Origin of the sequence: Paucisalibacillus globulus DSM 18846 (assembly GCF_000482485.1) — a bacterium.
GTDB classification, from domain to species: Bacteria; Bacillota; Bacilli; order Bacillales; family Amphibacillaceae; genus Ornithinibacillus; species Ornithinibacillus globulus.
In genome coordinates this window covers 191,521-212,569 of record NZ_AXVK01000020.1, presented here as the reverse complement: position 1 = coordinate 212,569, position 21,049 = coordinate 191,521, and the positions used below count along the sequence as shown (strand labels likewise).

The window sequence follows — 21,049 nt, the reverse complement described above, 5'->3', positions numbered from 1 at the left end:
GTAGTTAGGAAAGCATTCCTGTAATAAAGCAAAATGAAGGTTGTACAAAAAAAGCCCCCTTGGTATGATACGAGGTGTCCACAGCTGTTCAGCAAAAATGGACCCTTAAATAAACCAAGGAGGACTATCATGAATTATAAACAAAATGAAAAGATTAATCAACTAACGGAAGAAACTTTGATTGTTGGGGTTGACATTGCTAAAGAGAGGCATGTTGCCCGTGCCCAAGATAATCGAGGGATTCAATTTGGGAAAGCTATATACTTTGAAAATAATTTTGAAGGTTTTCAACGTTTTATGTTGTGGATGGATGAATTATCCACAGAACACTATAAGAGTAATAGAACTATTGGTATGGAGCCTACTGGCCATTATTGGTTACCACTTGCTTACTGGTTAAAAGAGAAACACCAAAGGGTTGTTGTCGTAAATCCAGCTCATGTGAAAAAATCAAAAGAGCTGGATGATAATTCTCCTACCAAAAATGACGTAAAAGATGCCAGGGTTATTTCACGTTTAGTCCAAGATGGCCGTTATTCTGAACCGAATTTACCAGAAGGAATTTACGCAGAACTTCGAGAAGGCATGAATATGTATGATCAATTAATGAAAGATCTTCAAGCAGTACAAGGACGCGTCCACCAATGGATAGACAGGTATTTTCCAGAATATACAACTGTCTTTGCGAACTGGGAAGGCCAATCATCCTTGCAAGTTTTAAAGATGGGTTTGTTTCCTGATGAAATAGTAGAAACAGATGAAATAACCATTCTTCAAGAAATCCGTAAAGAGGTTAAAAGAGGAGTTGGATTGAAAAAGGTACGACAATTAAAAGAAATAGCTCGTCATTCTATCGGAATTCTAGAAGGTAAAACGATGGCAAGGTTCAAAATCAAAACCCTAATGGCTCAATATGTCCTTCTTCATGAAAAGATTCGTGAAATGTGGGAAATGATTGAGGGACTTACTAGAACGATTCCTGGTGTAAAGGAAATGGTAGACATAAAAGGTGTAGGGGACATTACAGTCGCTGCATTTTTGGCAGAAGTAGGCGATCTAAATAACTATAGTCATCCGGAACAAATTGTTAAATTAGCAGGATTGAATTTAAAGCTGGCCACTTCTGGAAAATGGAAAGGCAGAACGATAATCACCAAAAGAGGGCGACCAAAACTACGTGCTCTGTTGTATAAGGTCATTCTGCCATTAGTGAATCACAACCCCGCATTTAAGGCATTACATGAATATTTTACAACAAGAAAAGAAAATCCTTTGAAGAAGAAACAATCATTAATTGCATTGTGTTGCAAGTTGATTCGAATTTTGTTTACCGTAGGAAAAAAGCAAGTGGCATTTAGTCCGGAAAAAATGATGAATGATATACCGCATTTTAGCTTGCAGAATGCAGCTTAACTAAAAATTAACGCGTTACTCCTGATTTTAAAAGTTTTTCAAATTTCATTTAAATTTATATAGGGTAAATAACAACATCTGAAGCACGGAGCAGTCGGCAAATATTTATACTAGCGGGCAATGACCCTGGAGGAAAGCATTGCCGACCCCACTTCATGGATAGACCGAACGAAGGAATGTATGCGCAATTTGACGCAGTGAGATGTGGGAGGGTTTGTCGCTATGAGTATTGTGGGATTAATTGTGCGATCATAACACAATAGATTTCCATTTTTTTGAAAAAGAAAAGAATGGCTTATTACGTACACCTTTTTTCGCATAATCGCTATATATTCTTTGGTAAGTTTAAATAAAAAAGTTAATAATCTCTTTTAATTAAAATGAAATTCTAAGAAAAACGAAGAAAACAAGAGAAAACGTTAGTATATAGAGGGAGTATAAAAAACTTTCCGCCGACATAAGAAAAACTAACACATTCGCAAAAGGACTAGCGAATGCGAGTTTTTCTAATATTACTTATTATTTCTTCAGTGAAAGAAATCGAATCCGTATTTTCTCTCCATCTACTTCGCATCCCTTGTAGTTCTCCATTACTAAAGAGAAGAGACACATCTTGTCTTATATACATCGGTATTTCCGTCTTTGATTCAACTTGCCAGGTTATATCGTAATGATCTTTTTCATTCCTATTAGAGAGTGAAAGAAGGGTCCTAGCATATTCAACGTTTTCCCCATAATCAATGGGGAAATAAGTAATTGTTGGTGAACTACTCTTATCTTTTACGAAGAAAACACCTATGGTAGTAAGTAGTACAAACAATAGAAAAATAACTATTTTCTTCATCAAATTCACCCTTACTGACGTTTAGTAGAAATAATAGTTTGTTCATTTATATGCTATAAACTGCTAGTTTATGTATAGTGGCTTTTGCATAGAATTGAAGGTTATGCAGAAACTAGAATATTGAGTGATAGTATTATTTGGAGGAATTATGGAAAAAGAAAAACAGCCACTATTTTCAACCTATGAAGAAAATAACTCTTATATGAAAGAAAGGTTACAAGTAGATAAAAGCTTTGACTTAGTGAATCTGGACTTAGAATATGCAGGTAGAAAAATGTCTATGTTCTTTATTGATGGGTTTGCTAAGGATGATATTCTTCATTTACTAATGAAGTTTTTGGCTAAACTTGAACCATCCCATTTGGAGCCGGATGCTTTAACTAAACTATTAAAACGATATTTGCCTTATATCGAATTAGATCAAGTAGATGATTTGAATCAGGCTGCAGATACAATATTAGGTGGACCGACCGCACTACTTGTTGAAGGTGTCAATAAGGTAATTATAATTGATGCTAGAACTTATCCTGTACGATCGCCAGGAGAGCCTGATTTAGAAAGGGTTGTAAGAGGATCAAGGGACGGTTATGTGGAAACTATTGTATTTAATACTGCTTTAACTAGAAGAAGGGTTAGAGACCGTTCACTAAGGATGGAGTATATGCAGATTGGTAGGAGATCGTTAACAGATATCTGTATCTGTTATATAGAAGATATTGCAGATCAAAGCAGGGTTGAAGACTTAAAAAACAAATTAAAAGAAATTGATACGGACGGGCTACCAATGGCAGAAAAGACTGTAGAAGAATATATAAGCGGTAGGCACTGGAACCCATTTCCAACTGTAAGATATACAGAAAGACCTGACACTGCAGCTTCACATCTTTATGAAGGGCATGTATTGATTATCATTGATGGTTCACCAAGTGTAATGATTACACCTACAACCTATTGGCATCATTTACAACATGCAGAAGAATATCGACAAAAGCCAATTATTGGAGCTTATTTAAGATTGGTAAGATTTATTGCTGTTTGGGCATCTATCTTTATATTGCCACTGTACTATTTATTTTCTGTAAATCCTGAGCTTTTACCAGAGGGTTTGGAGTTTATTGGACCGAATGAATTAGGGGCCATACCGATTTTGCTTCAATTTCTCATTGCTGAAATTGGAATTGATATGTTAAGGATGGCTGCCATACATACACCAACATCCTTAGCTACTGCTATTGGTCTTGTGGCTGCTATCTTAATAGGCCAGGTGGCAATTGAAGTGGGCTTATTCTCTTATGAGGTAATTTTATATTTAGCTGTTGCAGCAATTGGTACTTATGCTACACCAAGCTATGAAATGAGTCTAGCCAATCGTATTGTACGACTATTCTTGCTGTTAACCACAGCTGCCTTTGGTGTTATAGGCTATATGGTAGGTACAATGCTTTGGATTTTATATACCGTCCGCATGAAGTCATTTGAGATTCCTTACTTTTGGCCGGTTCTACCATTTTCATTCCGTGCATTCAGGGATGTATTCATTCGTACGCCTATCCCACTCAAAAGACAAAGACCAAAGGTATTACACCCACAAGACCCTGATCGATAATGATTAGGGTCTTTTTTTGTGGGATGTTTTTTTAAAAGATTATTGTTTTGATACTATTCGGGGTTGATGGAAACTGTCCAGTAATAAGAGTGCTTTATACAAATTATGTAATGAACAACGATCTTTTTGAAAACAGCCTTATCTTTAAAAGGCTGTTTTTTAATTTTAAAGGAGTCCCTAGTGTTGATTGATTTCATTCAGTGCAAGAAAAGTCCTTTTGTATCGAAATAATTGCTTTCAGGTTTTTAACAAAGTTTGGTATAATATAATTTGGTGATTTTATGAATACAGTTTATGATGTGCAACAGATATTAAAAAGATTTGGAACTTTTATTTATACCGGAAATAGGCTTAGCGATATGGAATTGATGCAAAGTGAAATCACAGAGTTATATAAATTTGGATTCATTGATGTTGATGACTATCGTTTAGCTCTATTGATCCTGCGAAGAGAAATGAACAGACTTAATACTGAAAAAGGTGAGAAATGATGAATAAAAATATTATAGTTGGAGTAGATATAGGGGGTACTACGGTTAAAATTGGCCTCCTAAAAGATGATGGCGAGATTATCAAAAAATGGGAAATTGAAACTAGAAAATCAGAAGATGGTGGTAAAGTTATCGATGATATATGGGATTCTGTAAAAGCTACTTTAAATGATCTATCCATGGAACAAGATCAAGTACTTGGAATAGGAATTGGTGCTCCCGGTTTTATTGATGGCGAAAATGGGTATGTATATGAGGCAGTAAATCTAGGGTGGAGAAATTTTAATCTCTCAGAATATATGTCTAATAAATCTGGTTTACCAGTTTTTATTGAGAATGATGCCAATATCGCGGTAATTGGGGAGAACTGGTTGGGTGCCGGTAAGCAAGCAAATGATGTAATTGCTGTTACACTTGGTACTGGAGTTGGCGGTGGTATCATCGCAGGTGGAAAGATTTTAAATGGTACAAACGGAACAGCAGGAGAAATAGGACATATTACAGTAGATTTAAATGGATATCTTTGTAATTGTGGGCGGAAAGGTTGTTTGGAAACAATTGCATCGGCAACTGGGATTGCACGACAAGCAATAAAGCTTATTGAAGATAAACCTACAAGTAAGTTGGCGACTATCTATCAGAAAAATAATACCATTACATCAAAAGATGTATTTGAACTCGCTGCCCTTGGCGATGAGGATAGTGAGCAAATTGTTTCCCATACAGCCAATGTTATTGGTTTCGCATTAGCTAATTTAACTACAACATTGAATCCTTCTAAAATTTTAATTGGTGGAGGCGTGTCTAAGGCAGGCAATCAATTATTACAACCAATTAATAAATACTTTACAAAATATGCTTTGCCTAGAGTGAGAGAGGCATGTGAATTAAGAATTGCTGAGTTAGGAAATGATGCTGGAATTATTGGTGCAGCCTACTTAGTGAAGAAGAATATAATAGAATAAATAATTTTTCTCCTACTAAATGTTAAATGTTTGAAACCTTTTTGTATTTTAAATCGTCTTATTATATAGTATGTTTTTTCTGTTTGTCATATATGCCGTTACTATGTGCATAAATAAACATATATTAAAGCAGTAGTTTCTTAGGAGGAAATGTTATGAATATAAGAGGACTCAAGCTTCCTTTATATGTCACAACGACGATATTGTTTGGAATTAAAACTTATTTTGTATATCGATTTTTATTTAGTCTTGAACTGGAAAACACAATGCAAGAGTTTATTCTCTTTATTAACCCATTTGTGTCGGCTTTCTTAATATTTGCTTTAAGTGTATGGATTAGGAAACCTGAAAGACAAATGAAATATTTACGATATACTGTATTAATCGGAACACTGATTATTTACGCAAATCTAGTATTCTATCGTTCATTTTCTGACTTCATTACTATTCCACAACTAATGCAGGGTGGTAATGCAGGTGATTTAGGATCGAGTATTTTATCACTGATAAAAGTATACGATATATTACTATTTGCTGATGTAGTTGCAATTTGGTATCTAAGTAAAAAACGTCAGAAAACAGTGGTAACAAATTATCCAAGAAGCGGTAAGGTATTTGCATTAGCTCTTTCTCTAGCACTAATGGTAGGCAACTTTTTCTTAGCTGAAATGGAAAGACCGCAATTATTTACTCGAGCATTCGATCGAGAATACCTAGTCAAATATATTGGGTTATTTAATTATCATGTTTATGATGCAGTTCTTCATTCAAAAGTTAAAACACAACATGTTTTTGCTGATGGCAGTGAATTACCAGCAATTAAAGAATATATTGATACAGAAATTGATCAAAATGGTAAGTCGGATTTATTTGGTGTTGCAGAAGGAAAGAATGTCATATTTATTTCTGCTGAATCATTACAAAGTTTCGTCATTAATAATACAGTGAATGGTCAAGAAGTTACTCCATTTTTAAATAGTTTAGTAGAAGATGAGGACACTTACTATTTCGAAAACTTCTATCACCAAACAGAACAGGGTAAAACTTCTGATTCGGAGTTTTTAGTAGAAAACTCTTTATATCCATTACCAAGAGGAGCAGTTTTTTATACCCATGCACAAAATGACTATCATGCACTTCCAGAAATTCTGGGTAATGAAGGTTATTATACGACAATGTTTCATGCAAATAATGATAGTTTCTACAATCGTGATCAAATGTATCCAAATATAGGTTTTGATTATTTCTATGATGTGGAGGCTTATGAAGTAAATGAGAGTAACAAAATAGGTTGGGGATTAAAGGATAAACCTTTTTTTGAGCAATCAATGAAATATTTAAAAACCTTAAAAGAGCCTTATTATGCGAAGTTTATTACCTTAACAAATCATTTTCCTTTTGAACTTGATGAAAAAGATAAATCAATTGATCGTTTTGATTCAAATTCCAATACATTAAATAACTATTTTCCAACAGTTAGGTATATGGACGAATCCCTTGAGTTTTTCTTTAATCAGTTAAAAGATGCTGGTATTTATGAAGATTCGATTATTGTTATTATGGGTGACCATTATGGAATAAGTTCAAACCATAATAAAGCAATGAGTTTATACCTTGATAAAGAGGAAATTACACCTTACGATCATGTTCAATTACAGCGTGTACCTTTATTTATTCATATACCCGGACATGGCAAGGGAGAAACAAAATCTACTATATCAGGTCAAATAGATATGAAACCTACAATTCTTAATTTGCTAGGAATTGAAGTGGAAAGTGATATCTATTTTGGTAATGATTTATTTAATGAAAATCGAAAAGACTACATTGCATTAAGAAATGGTGATTTCATTACAGAGGACTTTATCTATACAAATGAAAGTTGTTATGACTTTAATAGTGGAGAAGTTTTAGACGAAGCAACTTCAGAATCTTGTACAGTGTTAAGTGAAACTGTAAAAAAAGAACTTGGTTATTCAGATGATATTATTTATGGTGATTTATTCCGGTTTGTTGAATTTAAAGAAAAATATTAAATAGTAAAAAACGATTTGCTAGCGCAGATCGTTTTTTTCTAATACTGCATATAAGAATAGCTGTTTTCAACAATATATTTTAACACAATTTGAATAGACTGCGCGGTAACAATCTTTCTTGATTCTTACTTAGTGAAAGTTTGTGCGATGACATCGCTCCGGCAGAATACTTCGCTTTTCGCGGGCACGGCCTCAGCCTCCTCGCGGAAAGTTCGCCGCTGCGGGGTCTTCGGACACGTGCTGTTCCCGCAGGAGTCTACGTATTCTGCCTGCGCTAGTTTGGTTTTTCTAAATATTGATTGTTTTATCACATATTTTCAGTAATAAGTGCTGTCATTCTAATTCAAAACTTCATCAGCGGGGGAAATATACGGAGACTCCTGTGGGAGGACAGGTCTAGGTGAGACCCCGCAACGACGAAGGAATGAGGAGGCTCTCCAGCCGCCCACGGAAAGCGAAGTGTATTTCCCCCGCGGGTGCGTTGCTCAACATCAAATAAGTAGTTACCGCGCAGTTTCCTTCAACCACTTAAACTAAAAGGATAACAAACATTATGAAAGCAGCCTAAGTAATTAATGATTTCTAACGAAAAAATAAAAAGCTGCTCAAAACATTGAGCAGCTTTTTATTATAAGGATTCTGTAAGAATAGAAATTATTGTTCTTATAGAGAAAAATCCAAATACAAGAACTGTTATAACAGAAAATAGAAGTGCAAAATAATTTCTAATCTTTAGTTGGCGAACAACTGATACAATCGCTACAATTGTAACAATTAAAAATAGAATACCTATTACAATATGAGATGTTGGCATTTTGTATTGACCTCCTTACGCTTCTTACAATTAATCATTGTTGTCTTATAAAAGCCTTTATATTAATATGTATCTTACTAACACATTTATTCTAGTATAAAATGTAGGTTTTGTCGAGGAAATCATGTAATATTACTAATTTCTTCAAAATCAATCTGAAATGAGGTGAAATATTGAATATCAAGAGTTTTTCTTTGGGTCCTTTAGGTACAAATTGTTATATTTTATATAAAGGAAACAAAGCAGTTATTATAGATCCTGGAGCTGAAGGGGAAAAGGTAATGAAATGGTTATCTACTAACAAGCTTCAGCCACTCGCTATTCTGTTAACGCATGCCCATTTTGATCATATAGGTGCTGTTGATTTATTACGTAATTCTTATGATATTAAAGTGTACATGCATAAAGATGAGAAATTATGGTTAGAAAATCCTAGTTTAAATGGTTCTTTATTATTTATTGGTGAGGAAATAGTGACATCCGCTCCAGATGTTTTATTAGAATCGGGTCCATTAATGCTTGAATCTTTTAAGTTTGAAGTATTTCATACTCCTGGACATTCCCCGGGAAGTGTTAGTTTTCTCATGCATCAAGAAAAGTTGATTATTAGTGGGGATGTCTTATTTAAGCGTGGAATTGGAAGAACAGACTTACCTGGAGGAGACTACGTTGTCATTCAGGATTCCATTCGAAATAAACTATACCAACTAGAACATGACATAAAAGTTTTTCCGGGTCACGGACCTGAAACAACAATTGGAGAAGAAAAGCAGTTGAATCCTTTTGTACCAGAAAATTAGACAAAACAAAAACCCTGCGGTTAAAAAGTATGTAAGCAGGGTTTTTGTCTTTTTTAATGCCCGAAACCTGGCACTAAAATAAATTCTGAATACCATGTAAAACCTATCATGAAAACAGTACAATAAGCTCCGAACAAGTACATGTACATACGCTCAGATAATTTTAAATAACTTACTGTTAGGAAAAATACCGTTTGAACTAGGAACAGTATTGCAGTGTTTTGCATATCGCCAACAAAAAACATTACTGTAAAGATACCCGTCCAAAAGGCAAGGACGCGAAACATTCTGTCCATCATTTCCCCTCCTTTTCGGTGACGTCATCATTGTTATTATATACAACTAATAGAATAATGTAAATGAAACATAATTTTAGTTTGAAATTTAGTCAAAAATAGGAAAGTGCATTATTTTCCATTAGTTTAAAGCTATTTTAGTTCGATAAGCTATTTGACAATTTTGTGACAGTGTAAGGAAAATCATTATCTGTTTGAATTATAAACTCTAATTGGATTATTTTATCGGTTGAAGTAGTATTCACTATTACATTTCCAATTGGGAAAGAGTAAGTAACATTTTCCTCGATTATATTTTGTATTAGATAGTCTTTTTTATACCGCGCATAAGCCATTTGAAATAATGACTGACTTTTTACTTGCTCCACCATATTATGTGTTATCTGAATATCATGTTTATAGGTAATTAAACTTGAAGAAAAATAAAGTAATACAATAGTAGTTAGGAAAAGAACGGAAGGGAGGATGAATCCTTTTTCCTTAGTCGTAGAATGTAATTGTTTTTTCATATTCCTCTCCCTTCGGTGAGCGGATATAGATCTTGAATCCGTATTCTAATAATTGAACCTGAAAGTCCTGGATGTCCCTCAAATATATTTCATGACCTTGACCATCTACTTGCCTTCTAATTAGACTACCATATTTTCCAATAGTTACAATTTCATCACTGTTCATTATTAGAATAATCTTATCGTGGTCTATCCTATACCCTTTTGATTTGACAACCTCTTGTTGGATGAAATGAAAGACTTGTTGAATCGAAATTTCATCGTAATAGGAATTTTCCTTAAGTGTCTTGAAGATGGCTCCGTGGAGAGGAATACAAATCATTAGAACTGTGAGGGTAAATAACAATGAGCTAAAAGTAAAACCTTGTTCACTATTCCGATATACCATATAAACAAACCTCTTCTTTTCTATTCATTATATTTTTATAAACTGCACAGCCTTGAATGAATTGATCATCTGTTTCTTTAAATGTGAATATGACATTAGCTGATTCAATAGTTTCTTTAAAGGAATTAGGGGAAAAATCATCATGCAAAAAAGACTGTAATTCATCATGGAGTTTGTAGGTGATAATTCTTTTTTGACTAAGTGCTTTTTTTTCTTGGAGTACAAAGGATGAAAGTGGGATGATTGATGTACTTATTATCATTAACACTGCTAAGGAAACTAATGCCTCTGTAAAGGTAAATCCCTTATCGTTTTTCAATATAACCACGACCTTTACCTATAGGGAAAGTTACTGTATATCTATTCTTTGGCGACAGAATTTCTATTGTCCCAGCAAATCGAATCGTTCCATTATGATTAAATGAGATTGTTTTTAAATTACGTGGATCTATTTCCCACCCATGGGGAAGCTCTCTTACAACCAATTCATTCTTGGTGTCAGTGATGGTATAGCTATCTTGATTTAACTCCAGCCGTAAATAATCCTGAGCTCCATTTGCCATGGATTTATTTTGAAGATATAAAATATCATATTGAAATAGTTTAAGTATTTTTTCCTCTGTCTTTTTCTCTAACAATGAATAGGTACTTGGTACAGTTAATAGGATTAATATTGCAAATATGGAAAATGCAACTATTACTTCTATAAGTGTGAAGCCTTGTTGTTTATGGAACATTGACTATGCCAGAACTTGAGTCATAAACTAATGAGTTCTCTTCGGTTGTACAATAGGTTTGATTTTTTCTTATATAATTTCCAGTTACTAATTCTTGTAAATCCTTTGGGAATTTGTTGTTCTCAAGATAATATGCATCTACTTGAGCTTGCACAACTGAAACTAATGCCTCACAGCCTTTGCTTTGAACATCCTCGCTTTTACTACCCAAGTTAGGAATGATGAGAATCATTAACACGGAAACAATCATCAACACGACTAGCATTTCAATTAATGTGAACCCCTTCTGATTTTTGAACATATCATTCGCTCCTTTATAATGTTTGGATTATTTGGTACATTGGTAACATGAGTGAGAGATAAATTAAGATAATGATAAAACCGAGTAAGATGAAAAATATCGGTTGAATATAAGTAATAGCTTTCATAATTTTTTGATTTAGTTCATCGGTAATAAAAGTGGCGTATGTGGTTAAATCTTTTTCCAATGAATCAACATTACTATTTTTTTGAAATATAGATGCTAATTGTGGATTAATAAATGTGAATTGATCCAGAATTACGTAAATATATTGTCCTTGGTTTAGTCCTCTCATTAGAATTGTTGAATAATGTGAGAGTATAGGTAACTTCTGTTGATTAGATAGAATAGCAAGTACGTCTTTAATGGATAATCCTGTTTTTAATAAAGTTGCAATATGAGTAGAAAGTAAAAAGGAAGTATTTAACTTGAGATAACTTCTATAGAATGGTATTAACTCGAAAATTTTTAATTGAATCTGGAACGGGACTATTGTTTCGACATAATTCCAAAGTACTTTGAAAAATATGCAAGCAATTAATAGAGTGATAAAGCTATAGTAGATGAATGAAATTAGATTTATAGCTACAGAAAATCCTTGTGAGTTTTGATCATTTTGCTGAAAAAGGATGAGAAGATTTGGTAATACAGAATGTTGAATGAAGAAGAAGACGAAGGAAAAGACAGTTATAAGAATGATGGGGTAGCGTACAACCTGGGTGAACTTCTTTGTATATTCTAGTCTTTTCTCATATAATTCCACGCATTTAATAATACTGGCCTCTAAATCTCCATATTCCTTAGCGAAGTATAGGTAAGTAGTAATAATTGGATGAAAGGATAATTCATCAAGTGCTTGATCTAATGATTTTCCATCTTTTAATAATAAGATAATTTTGTTTGATATATCCCTTAAATTTTTATCCCATTTTAGTGTATCTAACGCAGATAATAATGTATATCCATTTGAAAGAGATCTTGATAAACGCTTTAAAAAGTTTAATTGAACAGAAGCTTTAACCGTCTGTTTGAAAACTATCATATGTATCTTTTGAAATGAAACCATAACGTAATGCCTTCTTTCTCATGTAATCAAATGAATGTTTAGATTGTTTTAGATTTACCTCTTGGCCGTTAATGATATGCCTTAAAAATTGTCCATCCAATATTTCCAAAATTGCTGCTCTCCGTGTGCCAGAGAGTAGTGGTAGGAGTTGAATAGAAGAAATCCCAATCAGTGATTGTTCCAGTTCTACTTTTGTTATCCCCATATCCTGAAGCCTGTGAATGGTTCCTTGTGTATTTTTTGCATGTATCGTACTCAAGACTAGATGTCCTGTTAAAGAAGCTTCAAATGCAAATTGAGCAGTTTCTTGGTCACGTATTTCACCAACCATAATGATGTCGGGATCATGTCGTAGTGCAGCTTTTAGACCAGTTTGATAAGTTATTCCAGCTTTTTCATTTACTTGTACCTGCAAGATATCCTGGATGTTTTTTTCAATAGGGTCTTCGAGGGTGATGGTTTGAAAGGATTCTTCTTTTAATACTTCTTCTAATAGTGCATACAGTGTTGTTGTCTTCCCACTACCGGTAGGTCCTGAAAGAAGTATAAGCCCGGAACGAAGATTAACCCATTTTTTCAATTTAGTTAACTGGTTTTTAAAAAGGAAAAGTTGTTCTAACGAATGGTGTTGTTGCTCGGGAAGAATACGGATTGCGAGACTTTCTAATTGGTTAACTGGAAGGGTGGATAACCTTAAAGAATAACTTTGGGAATGAACATGAAAGGGCAATGTGCCATTTTGAGGTTTTCTTATTTCACCAATATCCATACCTGAGGTAAACTTATAATAAGTAAGAAGTAATTCATATTTGGACTTAGCAATTTGTTTGTATAATTTTCGTCTACCTTGAATTCTGAAATAAATGTTAGTGGTTGTATGGAAGGGATAAAAGTGGATATCGGTAGCCATGTTGTTGATGGCAGCTGCGATGATTTTGTCTGAAAGATTTTCTGCTGAAATCAATAGACAACACCTCCTATTATTTGTCTTTATTATACATTCGACACAAAGTGATTAATTCCTTCTTATTTTTAATTTTTTTTTTAAAAGGTGATAAATTGTGAAACATATCTATTTAATTGGCTTTATGGGAAGTGGAAAAACCACGGTAGCTAAGCGTCTTAGTGAAAAAATGAATTTGGCGTATTTAGATATCGATGATACAGTCGAGAAAAAACTAAATAAAAAAATATCAAGTGTATTTAAGGATGAGGGAGAAGAAGTATTTCGTAAACATGAGACCATTTCACTAAAAAATGTAGGAATTACACCAATTATTTCTACAGGTGGGGGAATAGTGGAGAAAGATGAAAATATTAATTGGATGCAGAAGACAGGTATTATCATTTATTTACATACATCATTTGGACTCATAAATAATAGATTACAAAACGATAGTTCAAGACCATTATGGCGGGCTGATGAAGAAAATCAAAAATTATATGCTAGAAGGATTGTTATGTATGAGAGTTGTGCAGATTACATAATTGATTGTGATGCTTCTTCTCTAGAAGAGATTATTGATAATATTGTTAGCATATATAGGTATAAAGGGAAATTGGAATGTGAAAAATAAACATAATCTTATTTGTAAAAGAGGTGATACTCATAAAAGGAAATGATTATGTGAAATTTATGACGGTGCAGGTAGTGTCGTATATGGATTTACCGAAGGATGAGCGTATACAGAGGAAATTAGATCAAAAGGCACAACGACATCACCCACCGATAGGGAACAAATGGTTTGGTGCATTACCTTTTGCAATAAAATCATTTTTCAAACGAGCTGAATGAGATTGTCTCAAAGGACTAGGGTCTGAATCCCGTATGTAGTATCTAGGGAAACAGACCCCCATGAGACATCTCCTCTTAAATTCTAATTTCCATTTAAATAAAATATGCCTCCATTGACAACTTTTAAATGAATTTTAGGTAGATACCGTTCATTTAAATCCTGTAATTCTTTCTCCATCTGTTCTAACTCTTCATCAGGTGCCCCTTGATAAAAGTGTTTTAGCATATCTATTTCAATTTCTAACTCTTCATGTGATTCTTTTGCCCATTCATGATCTAAATCTTGTATATATTGATCCATAACAGAAAGTATTCTTTTGTAGCCACTCAAAGGCTTAATAATGGGTGTTATGGTATAACAAAAGTCTGATATTTGCATGCCAAACTCTTTGTTGTACAGGGACTCCATCATTTCTGTTTTCATAATTCCATTGATTAAATTTAGCCCGATTGAAAATACTTCATCCTTCTTATGTTTTCCAATATAGCTAAGTTTAATATTTACAACTAACCAAGGTTGAAGAGCAGTATTATGATTCACGTGAATAACTTGAAATAATCGAGTAAAACGTTCATTTTCCTTTAAATGGTTAAGAATTTGTTGTAGGCGAGGGCTTCCAAAGTGTATTCGCTCTCCTTTTTCCTCTAAACTATCTTGGTTAGTTATAAGGGTTAACTTCATTGGATCCCCATCTCTACCCATTTTCTTAATATAATGCCAGTAGAATGGCCGATTCATAAGGGCGCGATCCATTTTTTCATTCAATTGTACTGTTAGAACCCCGTTTTGATTTGATAGGATATCACAGTGATGAGCATCGAAATAGTTCTCTAAAAATGCATTAAGATTAATTGCCATATTGAGACTCCTCTTGCCATGCATGTTGTGTGCTTTGAATAATAGTAGCTAAATTATCAAGCTTAATTTTAACTTCCCCAGTTGATTGTGACTCGCTCATGATTGCCTTTACTTCACCCTCGAAACTACTAATGTTAAGTTCAGCCAATATATCATCTAAATGTCCAATTACTTTTTCGAAAAGGGCAATCTTTTCATAAAGTAATTTCATAATGTGTTCCTCGAGCGTATTGCGGATTGCAAAATTATAAATATGAACATCATTTTCTTGCCCATAACGATGAATTCGTCCAATCCGCTGCTCAAGACGCATCGGATTCCATGGTAAATCGTAATTAATCATATAATTACAAAATTGAAGGTTTATTCCCTCCCCACCAGCTTCTGTAGCAATTAGCACTTGTGCTTTATCTTTAAATAGCTGTTTCATCCAATCTTTTTTTCCTCTTTTAAATCCACCTCTAAAAGGGACTGAGGTAATACCGTGTTGTTGTAGATACCATTGTAAATATAACTGTGATGCACGATACTCTGTGAAAATAATTACTTTTTCATCCCCAATTTGTTTAATAAGCTCAATAACTTTTTGTGCCTTTGCATGATGGGGAAGCTGTCCAATTCTATCTATAATCGGTTGTAATATATCTTGCCCATAGTTTTTTTCGTCATTAACATATTTCTGTAAGGAAAGGTAACATGCTTCTCTTGAGGAGCATAACTCACGTAAAAAAGTAATTTTGGAAAATGCTGATGCATGTTGGAACGTTCTATCTAGCTCGTTATAAACTTCATATTCCTCTGGAGTAAAATCAACCCAAATTGTTTCGATATGACGTTTTGCATTATCCAAGGAGGTATCTTTTCTTGTATTACGTACCATCACCTTTTGTACTAGCTGTTTTAGATAAGCATCCTGATTAATTTTCTTACGGTCTCTCCCATACTTTTCGAGAAATGATTCATAGTTTCCTAAATGACCAGGTTTTAAAATAGAAACTAAGTTAAATATTTCAATCAATTGATTTTGTACTGGTGTTGCTGTTAGTAAAAGACAGTACTTCTTTTTCAATGCACGAACGAATTCATAGTTTTTTGTCTTATGATTTTTAATTTTATGTGCTTCATCAATTAGAATAAAATCATAGTGTTGTTCTAATATTATTTCGCGATTTGGTGAGCGTTTTGCGGTATCAATAGAAGATACAATTATGTCGTAGCTATCCCAAGGATAGTTTTTACGAAACGTTGCAGCGGGAATAAAGAATTTTTCATTTAATTCTTTTACCCATTGATTTACCAGAGAGGCAGGAACGAGAATTAGTATTTTTTTTGCTAACCCGCGAATCATATACTCCTTCAAAATCAATCCGGCTTCAATCGTTTTTCCTAATCCTACTTCATCTGCTAAAATAGCCCGACCATTCATTTCTTCGATAGCTTGTTTTGCCGTTTCGATTTGATGTGGTAGAAAGCTCATATGTGGTAAAAACTCTAAAGCTCTTAAACCATGAAAATCTTTTGTTATGGTAATAAGCTCTGCATCGTAAGCCATTTTAAAAAGCTCCCAAGATGAAAAAGGACCATCATGGTCTATTTTTTCCTCTAATGTTTCAATGAAATTTACGTCTTTTTTAATTTCTATATTTTTCATTCCATACTTCCTTTATCATGAATTTCACCATTGGTATATTAGATAAGTGTTCTAATCATTAAAGGCTGTTATTCATTACCTATTACTTTTGGTAGGATGAACAAAATCATCGCTAAACAACCTTATTAGGAAAATAGCTAATTTAAATATAAGAGACACATTTTAATAGTTGTGTGGTATAATGTAAGCGAAATCTTTGTAATAAAAGAGTTTTGATACATAGTATAACCATAAAGATAGAATTTCATAAAAGCGAATGATTACAAGGGGAGAGATTACTTATCTATAATGATAAGTAACGCCGAAGGAGCAAGCTGCAATGTGAATCTCTCAGGCAAAAGAACTCTTGTAGGACGCACCTCTGGAGAGCGTCTACAGATGTAGACCACCTACGAAGCACGCATTTCTTCCATAGAATATGCTAAACTTTCTGGTTACAGGACAGGGGCAGTATAGATTAGGGTTATTTAATTCCTTATATACTGTCTCTATTTTTATGGTTAAAAATTAGAAAATTTAAAAGGGAGTGGAAAATTGTGAGTGAACTGAAAAGAACCCCTATCTATCCAGAATACGAGAAATATGGGGCAAAAACAATTGACTTTGGTGGATGGGATTTACCAGTACAATTTTCAAGCATCAAGGTAGAACATGAAACGACTAGAACGAAAGCAGGTTTATTTGATGTTTCCCATATGGGTGAAATCTTAGTAACAGGTCCAAAAAGCTTAGAATATCTACAATATGTAACAACTAATGATGTATCAAAATTGGTTCCTAACAAAGCACAATATGCTTTTATGTGTTATGAAGATGGTGGAACGGTGGATGATTTTTTAATTTATATGCTTGATGAGAAAGAATACTTAGTAGTTGTCAATGCAGCAAATACGGATAAAGATTATGAATGGATGGTTAAGAACAATTTTTATTCCCATGAAGAGGTTACCATCCAAAATGTTTCTTCCGACTTTGCTCAATTAGCACTACAAGGTCCAAAAGCAGAAGAAATTTTACAAACGATAACAAAAACAGATTTAGGTTCCATTAAATTTTTCCGATTTGAAAAAGAAGTCTTTTTTACTGGTATTAATAAACCAGGACTTGTATCAAGAACTGGTTATACAGGTGAGGATGGTTTTGAAATATATATACCGGTAGAAGTTGGACCAAGTCTATGGAATTTGATTCTGGAAGCTGGAAAGGAAAAAGGACTTATGCCAGTAGGTCTTGGAGCGAGGGATACCCTTCGTTTTGAAGCAAATCTACCACTTTATGGTCAGGAGTTATCTGCTACTATTTCTCCGATTGAAGCGGGCCTCAAGTTTGCTGTAAAAGTAAACAAAGAAGCTGATTTTATTGGAAAAGAAGTGTTAAAAGATCAAGTGGAAAATGGGACAAAACGTAAATTGGTTGGTATTGAAATGATTGATAAAGGTATTCCGCGTCATGGTTATGAAGTATTCCATGGTGAGGAAGAAATTGGTATTGTAACCTCTGGTACACAATCACCTACCTTACAAAAAAATATAGGTTTAGCTTTAATTAATACGGAGCATGCAGTCGAAGATACGGAGCTTGAGATACAAGTTAGAAAACGTAGACTTCGTGCTAAAATTATTCCAAGAACATTCTTGAAGCAGGATTAAAAGGGGGAGGGAATTAGTATGGATTTTCGTTATTTACCAATGACCGAAACAGATAAACAAGAAATGCTTGATACGATTGGTGTCAGTTCAACAGATGAATTATTTTCGGATATACCAGAAAAAGTGCGCTTGAAAGAAGTTCTAAATTTAAAAGCTCCAAAAAGTGAAGCGGATTTGAAAAAAGAACTTGTTCAAATGGCAAATAAAAATTATAACTTAATGGAATATACTTCATTTCTTGGTGCGGGGGTTTATGATCATTTTATTCCTTCAGTTGTTGATCATGTTATCTCTCGTTCCGAATTCTATACTGCATATACACCATACCAGCCAGAGATTTCACAAGGTGAATTACAAGCAATATTTGAATTCCAAACGATGATTTCTGAATTAACCGGTATGCCTGTAGCCAACTCTTCCATGTATGACGGAGGAACATCACTTGCAGAAGCAGTAAACTTAAGTGCTGCACAAACTAGAAAGAAAAAAATACTAGTTTCTAAAGCAGTACATCCAGAATCACAAGCAGTTATCGAGACCTATGGAAAAGGACCTAATCTCGAAATTGTATATATTGACCATATTAATGGGCGTACTGATTTAAATCAATTAGCCCATGAATTAGATGAAAAGACAGCTAGTGTTGTCATGCAATATCCGAACTTCTTCGGACAAATTGAACCATTAGCAGAAGTAAGAAATATATTGGACCAACAATCTAAAGCGATGTTTATTGTATCAAGTAATCCATTATCACTTGGTTACCTAACACCACCTGGTAAGTTTGGGGCAGATATCGTTGTTGGGGATACACAAGTTTTTGGAATTCCAGCACAATTTGGAGGTCCACACTGTGGCTATTTTGCAACAACGGAAAAACTGATGCGAAAAATTCCAGGACGTTTAGTTGGTCAAACCACTGATGAATATGGTCTTCGTGGTTTTGTATTGACATTACAGGCAAGAGAACAACATATTCGCCGTGATAAAGCAACATCAAATATTTGTTCCAACCAAGCTTTAAATGCATTAGCAAGTTCCGTTGCGATGAGCTCTATTGGAAAACATGGATTGAAGAAAATGTCTGAACTTAATATGCAAAAGGCTCGTTATGCGAAGAAAAAGTTTGAAGATGCAGGCTTTGAAGTAATATCAACTGGCTCTTTCTTTAATGAGTTTGTCGTGAAACTTCCTGTTACTGTAAAAGAGGCAAATGATATGTTATTGGAAAAAGGTTTTATTGGGGGATATGATCTCGCCACTTACTATCCAGAGCTTGAAGGGCATATGTTAGTAGCCGTAACAGAAATTCGTACAAAAGAGGAAATTGATGCTTTTGTAAAAGAATTGGGGGATATCCATGAATAATCAAGATTTTCCATTAATTTTTGAACGTAGTAAAGAGGGAAGAGTAAGCTTTAACTTACCTGATATAGATGTGCCAGTTGTTGACTTGGAAGCAGAATTAACTGAGACCTATGTTAGACAAGAAGCTCCAGAGTTGCCAGAAGTAAGTGAGCTTGATATTATCCGTCATTACACTGGCCTATCAAACCGAAATTATGGTGTGGATTCTGGTTTTTATCCATTAGGCTCTTGTACGATGAAATACAATCCAAAAATTAACGAGGATGTAGCTCGTTTAAATGGATTTAGCCATGTTCATCCATACCAAGATCCAAAAACGGTACAAGGTGCTCTTGAAATGATGTTTGATCTTCAAGAATCATTAAAAGAGATTACTGGAATGGCTGGGGTATCTTTACAATCAGCAGCTGGAGCACATGGTGAGTGGACTGGTCTAATGATGATTCGTGCATTCCATGAAGCAAACGGCGATTACCATCGTACAAAGGTTATTGTTCCAGACTCTGCTCATGGAACTAATCCAGCTTCCGCAACAGTTGCGGGATTTGAAGCAGTTACAGTAAAATCGAATGAAAATGGTTTAGTTGATCTGGAAGACTTAAAACGTGTTGTTGGGGATGATGTAGCAGCACTTATGTTAACAAACCCAAATACACTTGGGCTTTTCGAAACAGAAATATTAGAAATGGCAGAGATTGTTCATGGGGCAGGTGGTAAATTATACTACGACGGTGCAAACTTAAATGCCATCATGGGTTATGCTCGCCCGGGTGACATGGGATTTGACGTGGTTCATCTAAACTTGCATAAAACATTCACAGGCCCACACGGTGGTGGAGGTCCTGGATCAGGTCCTGTTGGGGTTTCTGCAGAATTAGAGCCATATTTACCAAAACCATTAATTGTAAAACAAGATGACTTCTATACATTTGAATATGATCGTCCACAATCCATTGGTCGTGTAAAGCCCTACTACGGAAACTTTGGTATAAACCTTCGTGCATACACGTATATTCGTACAATGGGCGCTGAAGGACTTAAAAAGGTTAGTGAGTATGCGGTATTAAATGCTAACTATATGATGCGTAAGTTAGAGAAGGCATATGATTTACCTTACTCACAGCATTGTAAGCATGAATTTGTACTTTCCGGACGGAGACAGAAGAAACTAGGGGTTCGTACATTAGATATTGCAAAACGTCTTCTAGACTTTAGCTATCATCCGCCAACCATATACTTCCCATTAAATGTGGAAGAGGCTTTAATGGTAGAGCCTACTGAGACCGAATCAAAAGAGACATTGGATGGATTTATCGATACGATGTTACAAATTGCTGAGGAAGCGGAAAATAATCCGGAGATTGTTCAGGAAGCTCCTCATCATACGGTTGTTAAGCGCATGGATGAGACTACAGCTGCCAGAAAACCAATTTTAAGATATTACAAAGATTAAATAAAAAT

At 34.4% G+C, this 21,049-nt stretch carries 23 protein-coding genes and 1 riboswitch; of the genes, 11 read left to right on the top strand and 12 right to left on the bottom strand.

Annotated elements, in window-relative coordinates; translation table 11 throughout:
- Nucleotides 1-129 precede the first annotated feature (129 nt).
- Nucleotides 130-1,413 carry an IS110 family RNA-guided transposase gene (locus K332_RS0106240; RefSeq protein ID WP_026906195.1) on the top strand — a complete coding sequence of 428 codons (1,284 nt, stop codon included), beginning with the start codon at nucleotides 130-132 and terminating at the stop codon, nucleotides 1,411-1,413.
- 487 nt (nucleotides 1,414-1,900) lie between these two features.
- On the opposite strand, the gene K332_RS0106235 is transcribed toward K332_RS0106240, so the two are convergent.
- Nucleotides 1,901-2,257 (bottom strand): hypothetical protein, encoded by a 357-nt coding sequence (locus tag K332_RS0106235; RefSeq protein ID WP_026906697.1) that lies wholly within the window; start codon nucleotides 2,255-2,257, stop codon nucleotides 1,901-1,903.
- A gap of 148 nt (nucleotides 2,258-2,405) precedes the next feature.
- Here K332_RS0106235 and K332_RS0106230 point away from each other — a divergent pair, with 148 nt between their 5' ends.
- From K332_RS0106230 to K332_RS0106215, 4 genes are all read left to right on the top strand, one after another.
- The gene (locus K332_RS0106230; protein ID WP_026906696.1) at nucleotides 2,406-3,863 is read left to right on the top strand and encodes a spore germination protein; all 1,458 of its coding nucleotides are present in this window, start codon (nucleotides 2,406-2,408) and stop codon (nucleotides 3,861-3,863) included.
- Nucleotides 3,864-4,144: 281 nt separating this feature from the next.
- Complete coding sequence (locus K332_RS0106225; RefSeq protein WP_026906695.1) at nucleotides 4,145-4,354, top strand: YqgQ family protein; 210 nt, start codon at nucleotides 4,145-4,147, stop codon at nucleotides 4,352-4,354.
- On the top strand, nucleotides 4,354-5,319 hold the full coding sequence (locus K332_RS0106220) for an ROK family glucokinase (protein ID WP_026906694.1): 966 nt from the start codon (nucleotides 4,354-4,356) through the stop codon (nucleotides 5,317-5,319). Before K332_RS0106225 ends, K332_RS0106220 begins: the two co-directional genes overlap by 1 nt.
- A 155-nt stretch (nucleotides 5,320-5,474) precedes the next feature.
- The gene (locus tag K332_RS0106215; protein ID WP_026906693.1) at nucleotides 5,475-7,355 is read left to right on the top strand and encodes an LTA synthase family protein; all 1,881 of its coding nucleotides are present in this window, start codon (nucleotides 5,475-5,477) and stop codon (nucleotides 7,353-7,355) included.
- Nucleotides 7,356-7,983: 628 nt separating this feature from the next.
- On the opposite strand, the gene K332_RS21980 is transcribed toward K332_RS0106215, so the two are convergent.
- The gene (locus tag K332_RS21980; RefSeq protein WP_036688208.1) at nucleotides 7,984-8,169 is read right to left on the bottom strand and encodes a DUF2759 family protein; all 186 of its coding nucleotides are present in this window, start codon (nucleotides 8,167-8,169) and stop codon (nucleotides 7,984-7,986) included.
- Between the two features lie 173 nt (nucleotides 8,170-8,342).
- Here K332_RS21980 and K332_RS0106205 point away from each other — a divergent pair, with 173 nt between their 5' ends.
- Nucleotides 8,343-8,969 carry an MBL fold metallo-hydrolase gene (locus K332_RS0106205; RefSeq protein WP_026906692.1) on the top strand — a complete coding sequence of 209 codons (627 nt, stop codon included), beginning with the start codon at nucleotides 8,343-8,345 and terminating at the stop codon, nucleotides 8,967-8,969.
- 53 nt (nucleotides 8,970-9,022) lie between these two features.
- On the opposite strand, the gene K332_RS0106200 is transcribed toward K332_RS0106205, so the two are convergent.
- From K332_RS0106200 to comGA, 8 genes are all read right to left on the bottom strand, one after another.
- The gene (locus K332_RS0106200; protein ID WP_026906691.1) at nucleotides 9,023-9,265 is read right to left on the bottom strand and encodes a DUF2626 domain-containing protein; all 243 of its coding nucleotides are present in this window, start codon (nucleotides 9,263-9,265) and stop codon (nucleotides 9,023-9,025) included.
- A gap of 137 nt (nucleotides 9,266-9,402) precedes the next feature.
- Nucleotides 9,403-9,774, bottom strand: coding sequence for a hypothetical protein (locus tag K332_RS0106195; RefSeq protein WP_026906690.1), 372 nt, complete (start codon nucleotides 9,772-9,774; stop codon nucleotides 9,403-9,405).
- Nucleotides 9,746-10,162 (bottom strand): ComGF family competence protein, encoded by a 417-nt coding sequence (locus tag K332_RS0106190; RefSeq protein WP_026906689.1) that lies wholly within the window; start codon nucleotides 10,160-10,162, stop codon nucleotides 9,746-9,748. Before K332_RS0106190 ends, K332_RS0106195 begins: the two co-directional genes overlap by 29 nt.
- Entirely contained in the window at nucleotides 10,146-10,481 is a 336-nt protein-coding gene (locus K332_RS0106185) for a prepilin-type N-terminal cleavage/methylation domain-containing protein (protein WP_026906688.1), read from the bottom strand. The genes K332_RS0106190 and K332_RS0106185 overlap by 17 nt, the downstream gene beginning before the upstream one ends.
- Nucleotides 10,468-10,899: a competence type IV pilus minor pilin ComGD gene (gene comGD, locus K332_RS0106180; protein WP_026906687.1), complete on the bottom strand. Its 432-nt coding sequence runs from the start codon at nucleotides 10,897-10,899 to the stop codon at nucleotides 10,468-10,470. Before comGD ends, K332_RS0106185 begins: the two co-directional genes overlap by 14 nt.
- Entirely contained in the window at nucleotides 10,889-11,200 is a 312-nt protein-coding gene (gene comGC / locus K332_RS0106175) for a competence type IV pilus major pilin ComGC (RefSeq protein ID WP_026906686.1), read from the bottom strand. Before comGC ends, comGD begins: the two co-directional genes overlap by 11 nt.
- Before the next feature lie 13 nt (nucleotides 11,201-11,213).
- Nucleotides 11,214-12,266: a type II secretion system F family protein gene (locus tag K332_RS0106170; RefSeq protein WP_026906685.1), complete on the bottom strand. Its 1,053-nt coding sequence runs from the start codon at nucleotides 12,264-12,266 to the stop codon at nucleotides 11,214-11,216.
- Nucleotides 12,217-13,230: a competence type IV pilus ATPase ComGA gene (gene comGA / locus K332_RS0106165; RefSeq protein WP_026906684.1), complete on the bottom strand. Its 1,014-nt coding sequence runs from the start codon at nucleotides 13,228-13,230 to the stop codon at nucleotides 12,217-12,219. The genes K332_RS0106170 and comGA overlap by 50 nt, the downstream gene beginning before the upstream one ends.
- 97 nt (nucleotides 13,231-13,327) lie before the next feature.
- On the opposite strand from comGA, the gene K332_RS0106160 reads away from it, so the two are divergent.
- Nucleotides 13,328-13,843 (top strand): shikimate kinase, encoded by a 516-nt coding sequence (locus K332_RS0106160; protein WP_026906683.1) that lies wholly within the window; start codon nucleotides 13,328-13,330, stop codon nucleotides 13,841-13,843.
- 23 nt (nucleotides 13,844-13,866) lie between these two features.
- Nucleotides 13,867-14,061, top strand: a complete 195-nt coding sequence (locus K332_RS23550; RefSeq protein WP_281170903.1) for a YqzE family protein — start codon at nucleotides 13,867-13,869, stop codon at nucleotides 14,059-14,061.
- 82 nt (nucleotides 14,062-14,143) lie between these two features.
- Here K332_RS23550 and K332_RS0106150 read toward each other — a convergent pair whose 3' ends face one another.
- Nucleotides 14,144-14,920 (bottom strand): YqhG family protein, encoded by a 777-nt coding sequence (locus K332_RS0106150; protein ID WP_026906681.1) that lies wholly within the window; start codon nucleotides 14,918-14,920, stop codon nucleotides 14,144-14,146.
- On the bottom strand, nucleotides 14,910-16,571 hold the full coding sequence (locus tag K332_RS0106145; protein ID WP_026906680.1) for a DEAD/DEAH box helicase: 1,662 nt from the start codon (nucleotides 16,569-16,571) through the stop codon (nucleotides 14,910-14,912). The genes K332_RS0106150 and K332_RS0106145 overlap by 11 nt, the downstream gene beginning before the upstream one ends.
- A 256-nt stretch (nucleotides 16,572-16,827) precedes the next feature.
- Nucleotides 16,828-16,927, top strand: a riboswitch (glycine riboswitch).
- A gap of 180 nt (nucleotides 16,928-17,107) precedes the next feature.
- On the opposite strand from K332_RS0106145, the gene gcvT reads away from it, so the two are divergent.
- Genes gcvT through gcvPB form a run of 3 tightly spaced genes read left to right on the top strand, consistent with a single transcriptional unit; the run spans nucleotide 17,108 to nucleotide 21,041 of the window.
- Nucleotides 17,108-18,220, top strand: coding sequence for a glycine cleavage system aminomethyltransferase GcvT (gene gcvT / locus K332_RS0106140; RefSeq protein ID WP_026906679.1), 1,113 nt, complete (start codon nucleotides 17,108-17,110; stop codon nucleotides 18,218-18,220).
- A gap of 18 nt (nucleotides 18,221-18,238) precedes the next feature.
- The gene (gene gcvPA / locus K332_RS0106135; protein WP_026906678.1) at nucleotides 18,239-19,588 is read left to right on the top strand and encodes an aminomethyl-transferring glycine dehydrogenase subunit GcvPA; all 1,350 of its coding nucleotides are present in this window, start codon (nucleotides 18,239-18,241) and stop codon (nucleotides 19,586-19,588) included.
- On the top strand, nucleotides 19,581-21,041 hold the full coding sequence (gene gcvPB / locus K332_RS0106130) for an aminomethyl-transferring glycine dehydrogenase subunit GcvPB (protein WP_026906677.1): 1,461 nt from the start codon (nucleotides 19,581-19,583) through the stop codon (nucleotides 21,039-21,041). The genes gcvPA and gcvPB overlap by 8 nt, the downstream gene beginning before the upstream one ends.
- The last annotated feature ends 8 nt before the right edge of the window (nucleotides 21,042-21,049 follow it).

Coding starts and splice junctions, on each gene's coding strand:
- comGC (WP_026906686.1), bottom strand. CDS start 11,200: ATGTTCAAAAATCAGAAGGGGTTCACATTAATTGAAATGCTAGTCGTG.
- K332_RS0106150 (WP_026906681.1), bottom strand. CDS start 14,920: ATGGCAATTAATCTTAATGCATTTTTAGAGAACTATTTCGATGCTCAT.
- K332_RS0106230 (WP_026906696.1), top strand. CDS start 2,406: ATGGAAAAAGAAAAACAGCCACTATTTTCAACCTATGAAGAAAATAAC.
- gcvPA (WP_026906678.1), top strand. CDS start 18,239: ATGGATTTTCGTTATTTACCAATGACCGAAACAGATAAACAAGAAATG.
- K332_RS0106195 (WP_026906690.1), bottom strand. CDS start 9,774: ATGAAAAAACAATTACATTCTACGACTAAGGAAAAAGGATTCATCCTC.
- K332_RS0106220 (WP_026906694.1), top strand. CDS start 4,354: ATGAATAAAAATATTATAGTTGGAGTAGATATAGGGGGTACTACGGTT.
- gcvPB (WP_026906677.1), top strand. CDS start 19,581: ATGAATAATCAAGATTTTCCATTAATTTTTGAACGTAGTAAAGAGGGA.
- K332_RS0106225 (WP_026906695.1), top strand. CDS start 4,145: ATGAATACAGTTTATGATGTGCAACAGATATTAAAAAGATTTGGAACT.
- K332_RS0106240 (WP_026906195.1), top strand. CDS start 130: ATGAATTATAAACAAAATGAAAAGATTAATCAACTAACGGAAGAAACT.
- K332_RS0106145 (WP_026906680.1), bottom strand. CDS start 16,571: ATGAAAAATATAGAAATTAAAAAAGACGTAAATTTCATTGAAACATTA.
- comGD (WP_026906687.1), bottom strand. CDS start 10,899: ATGTTCCATAAACAACAAGGCTTCACACTTATAGAAGTAATAGTTGCA.
- K332_RS0106235 (WP_026906697.1), bottom strand. CDS start 2,257: ATGAAGAAAATAGTTATTTTTCTATTGTTTGTACTACTTACTACCATA.
- K332_RS0106170 (WP_026906685.1), bottom strand. CDS start 12,266: ATGGTTTCATTTCAAAAGATACATATGATAGTTTTCAAACAGACGGTT.
- K332_RS0106215 (WP_026906693.1), top strand. CDS start 5,475: ATGAATATAAGAGGACTCAAGCTTCCTTTATATGTCACAACGACGATA.
- K332_RS0106190 (WP_026906689.1), bottom strand. CDS start 10,162: ATGGTATATCGGAATAGTGAACAAGGTTTTACTTTTAGCTCATTGTTA.
- K332_RS0106200 (WP_026906691.1), bottom strand. CDS start 9,265: ATGGACAGAATGTTTCGCGTCCTTGCCTTTTGGACGGGTATCTTTACA.
- K332_RS21980 (WP_036688208.1), bottom strand. CDS start 8,169: ATGCCAACATCTCATATTGTAATAGGTATTCTATTTTTAATTGTTACA.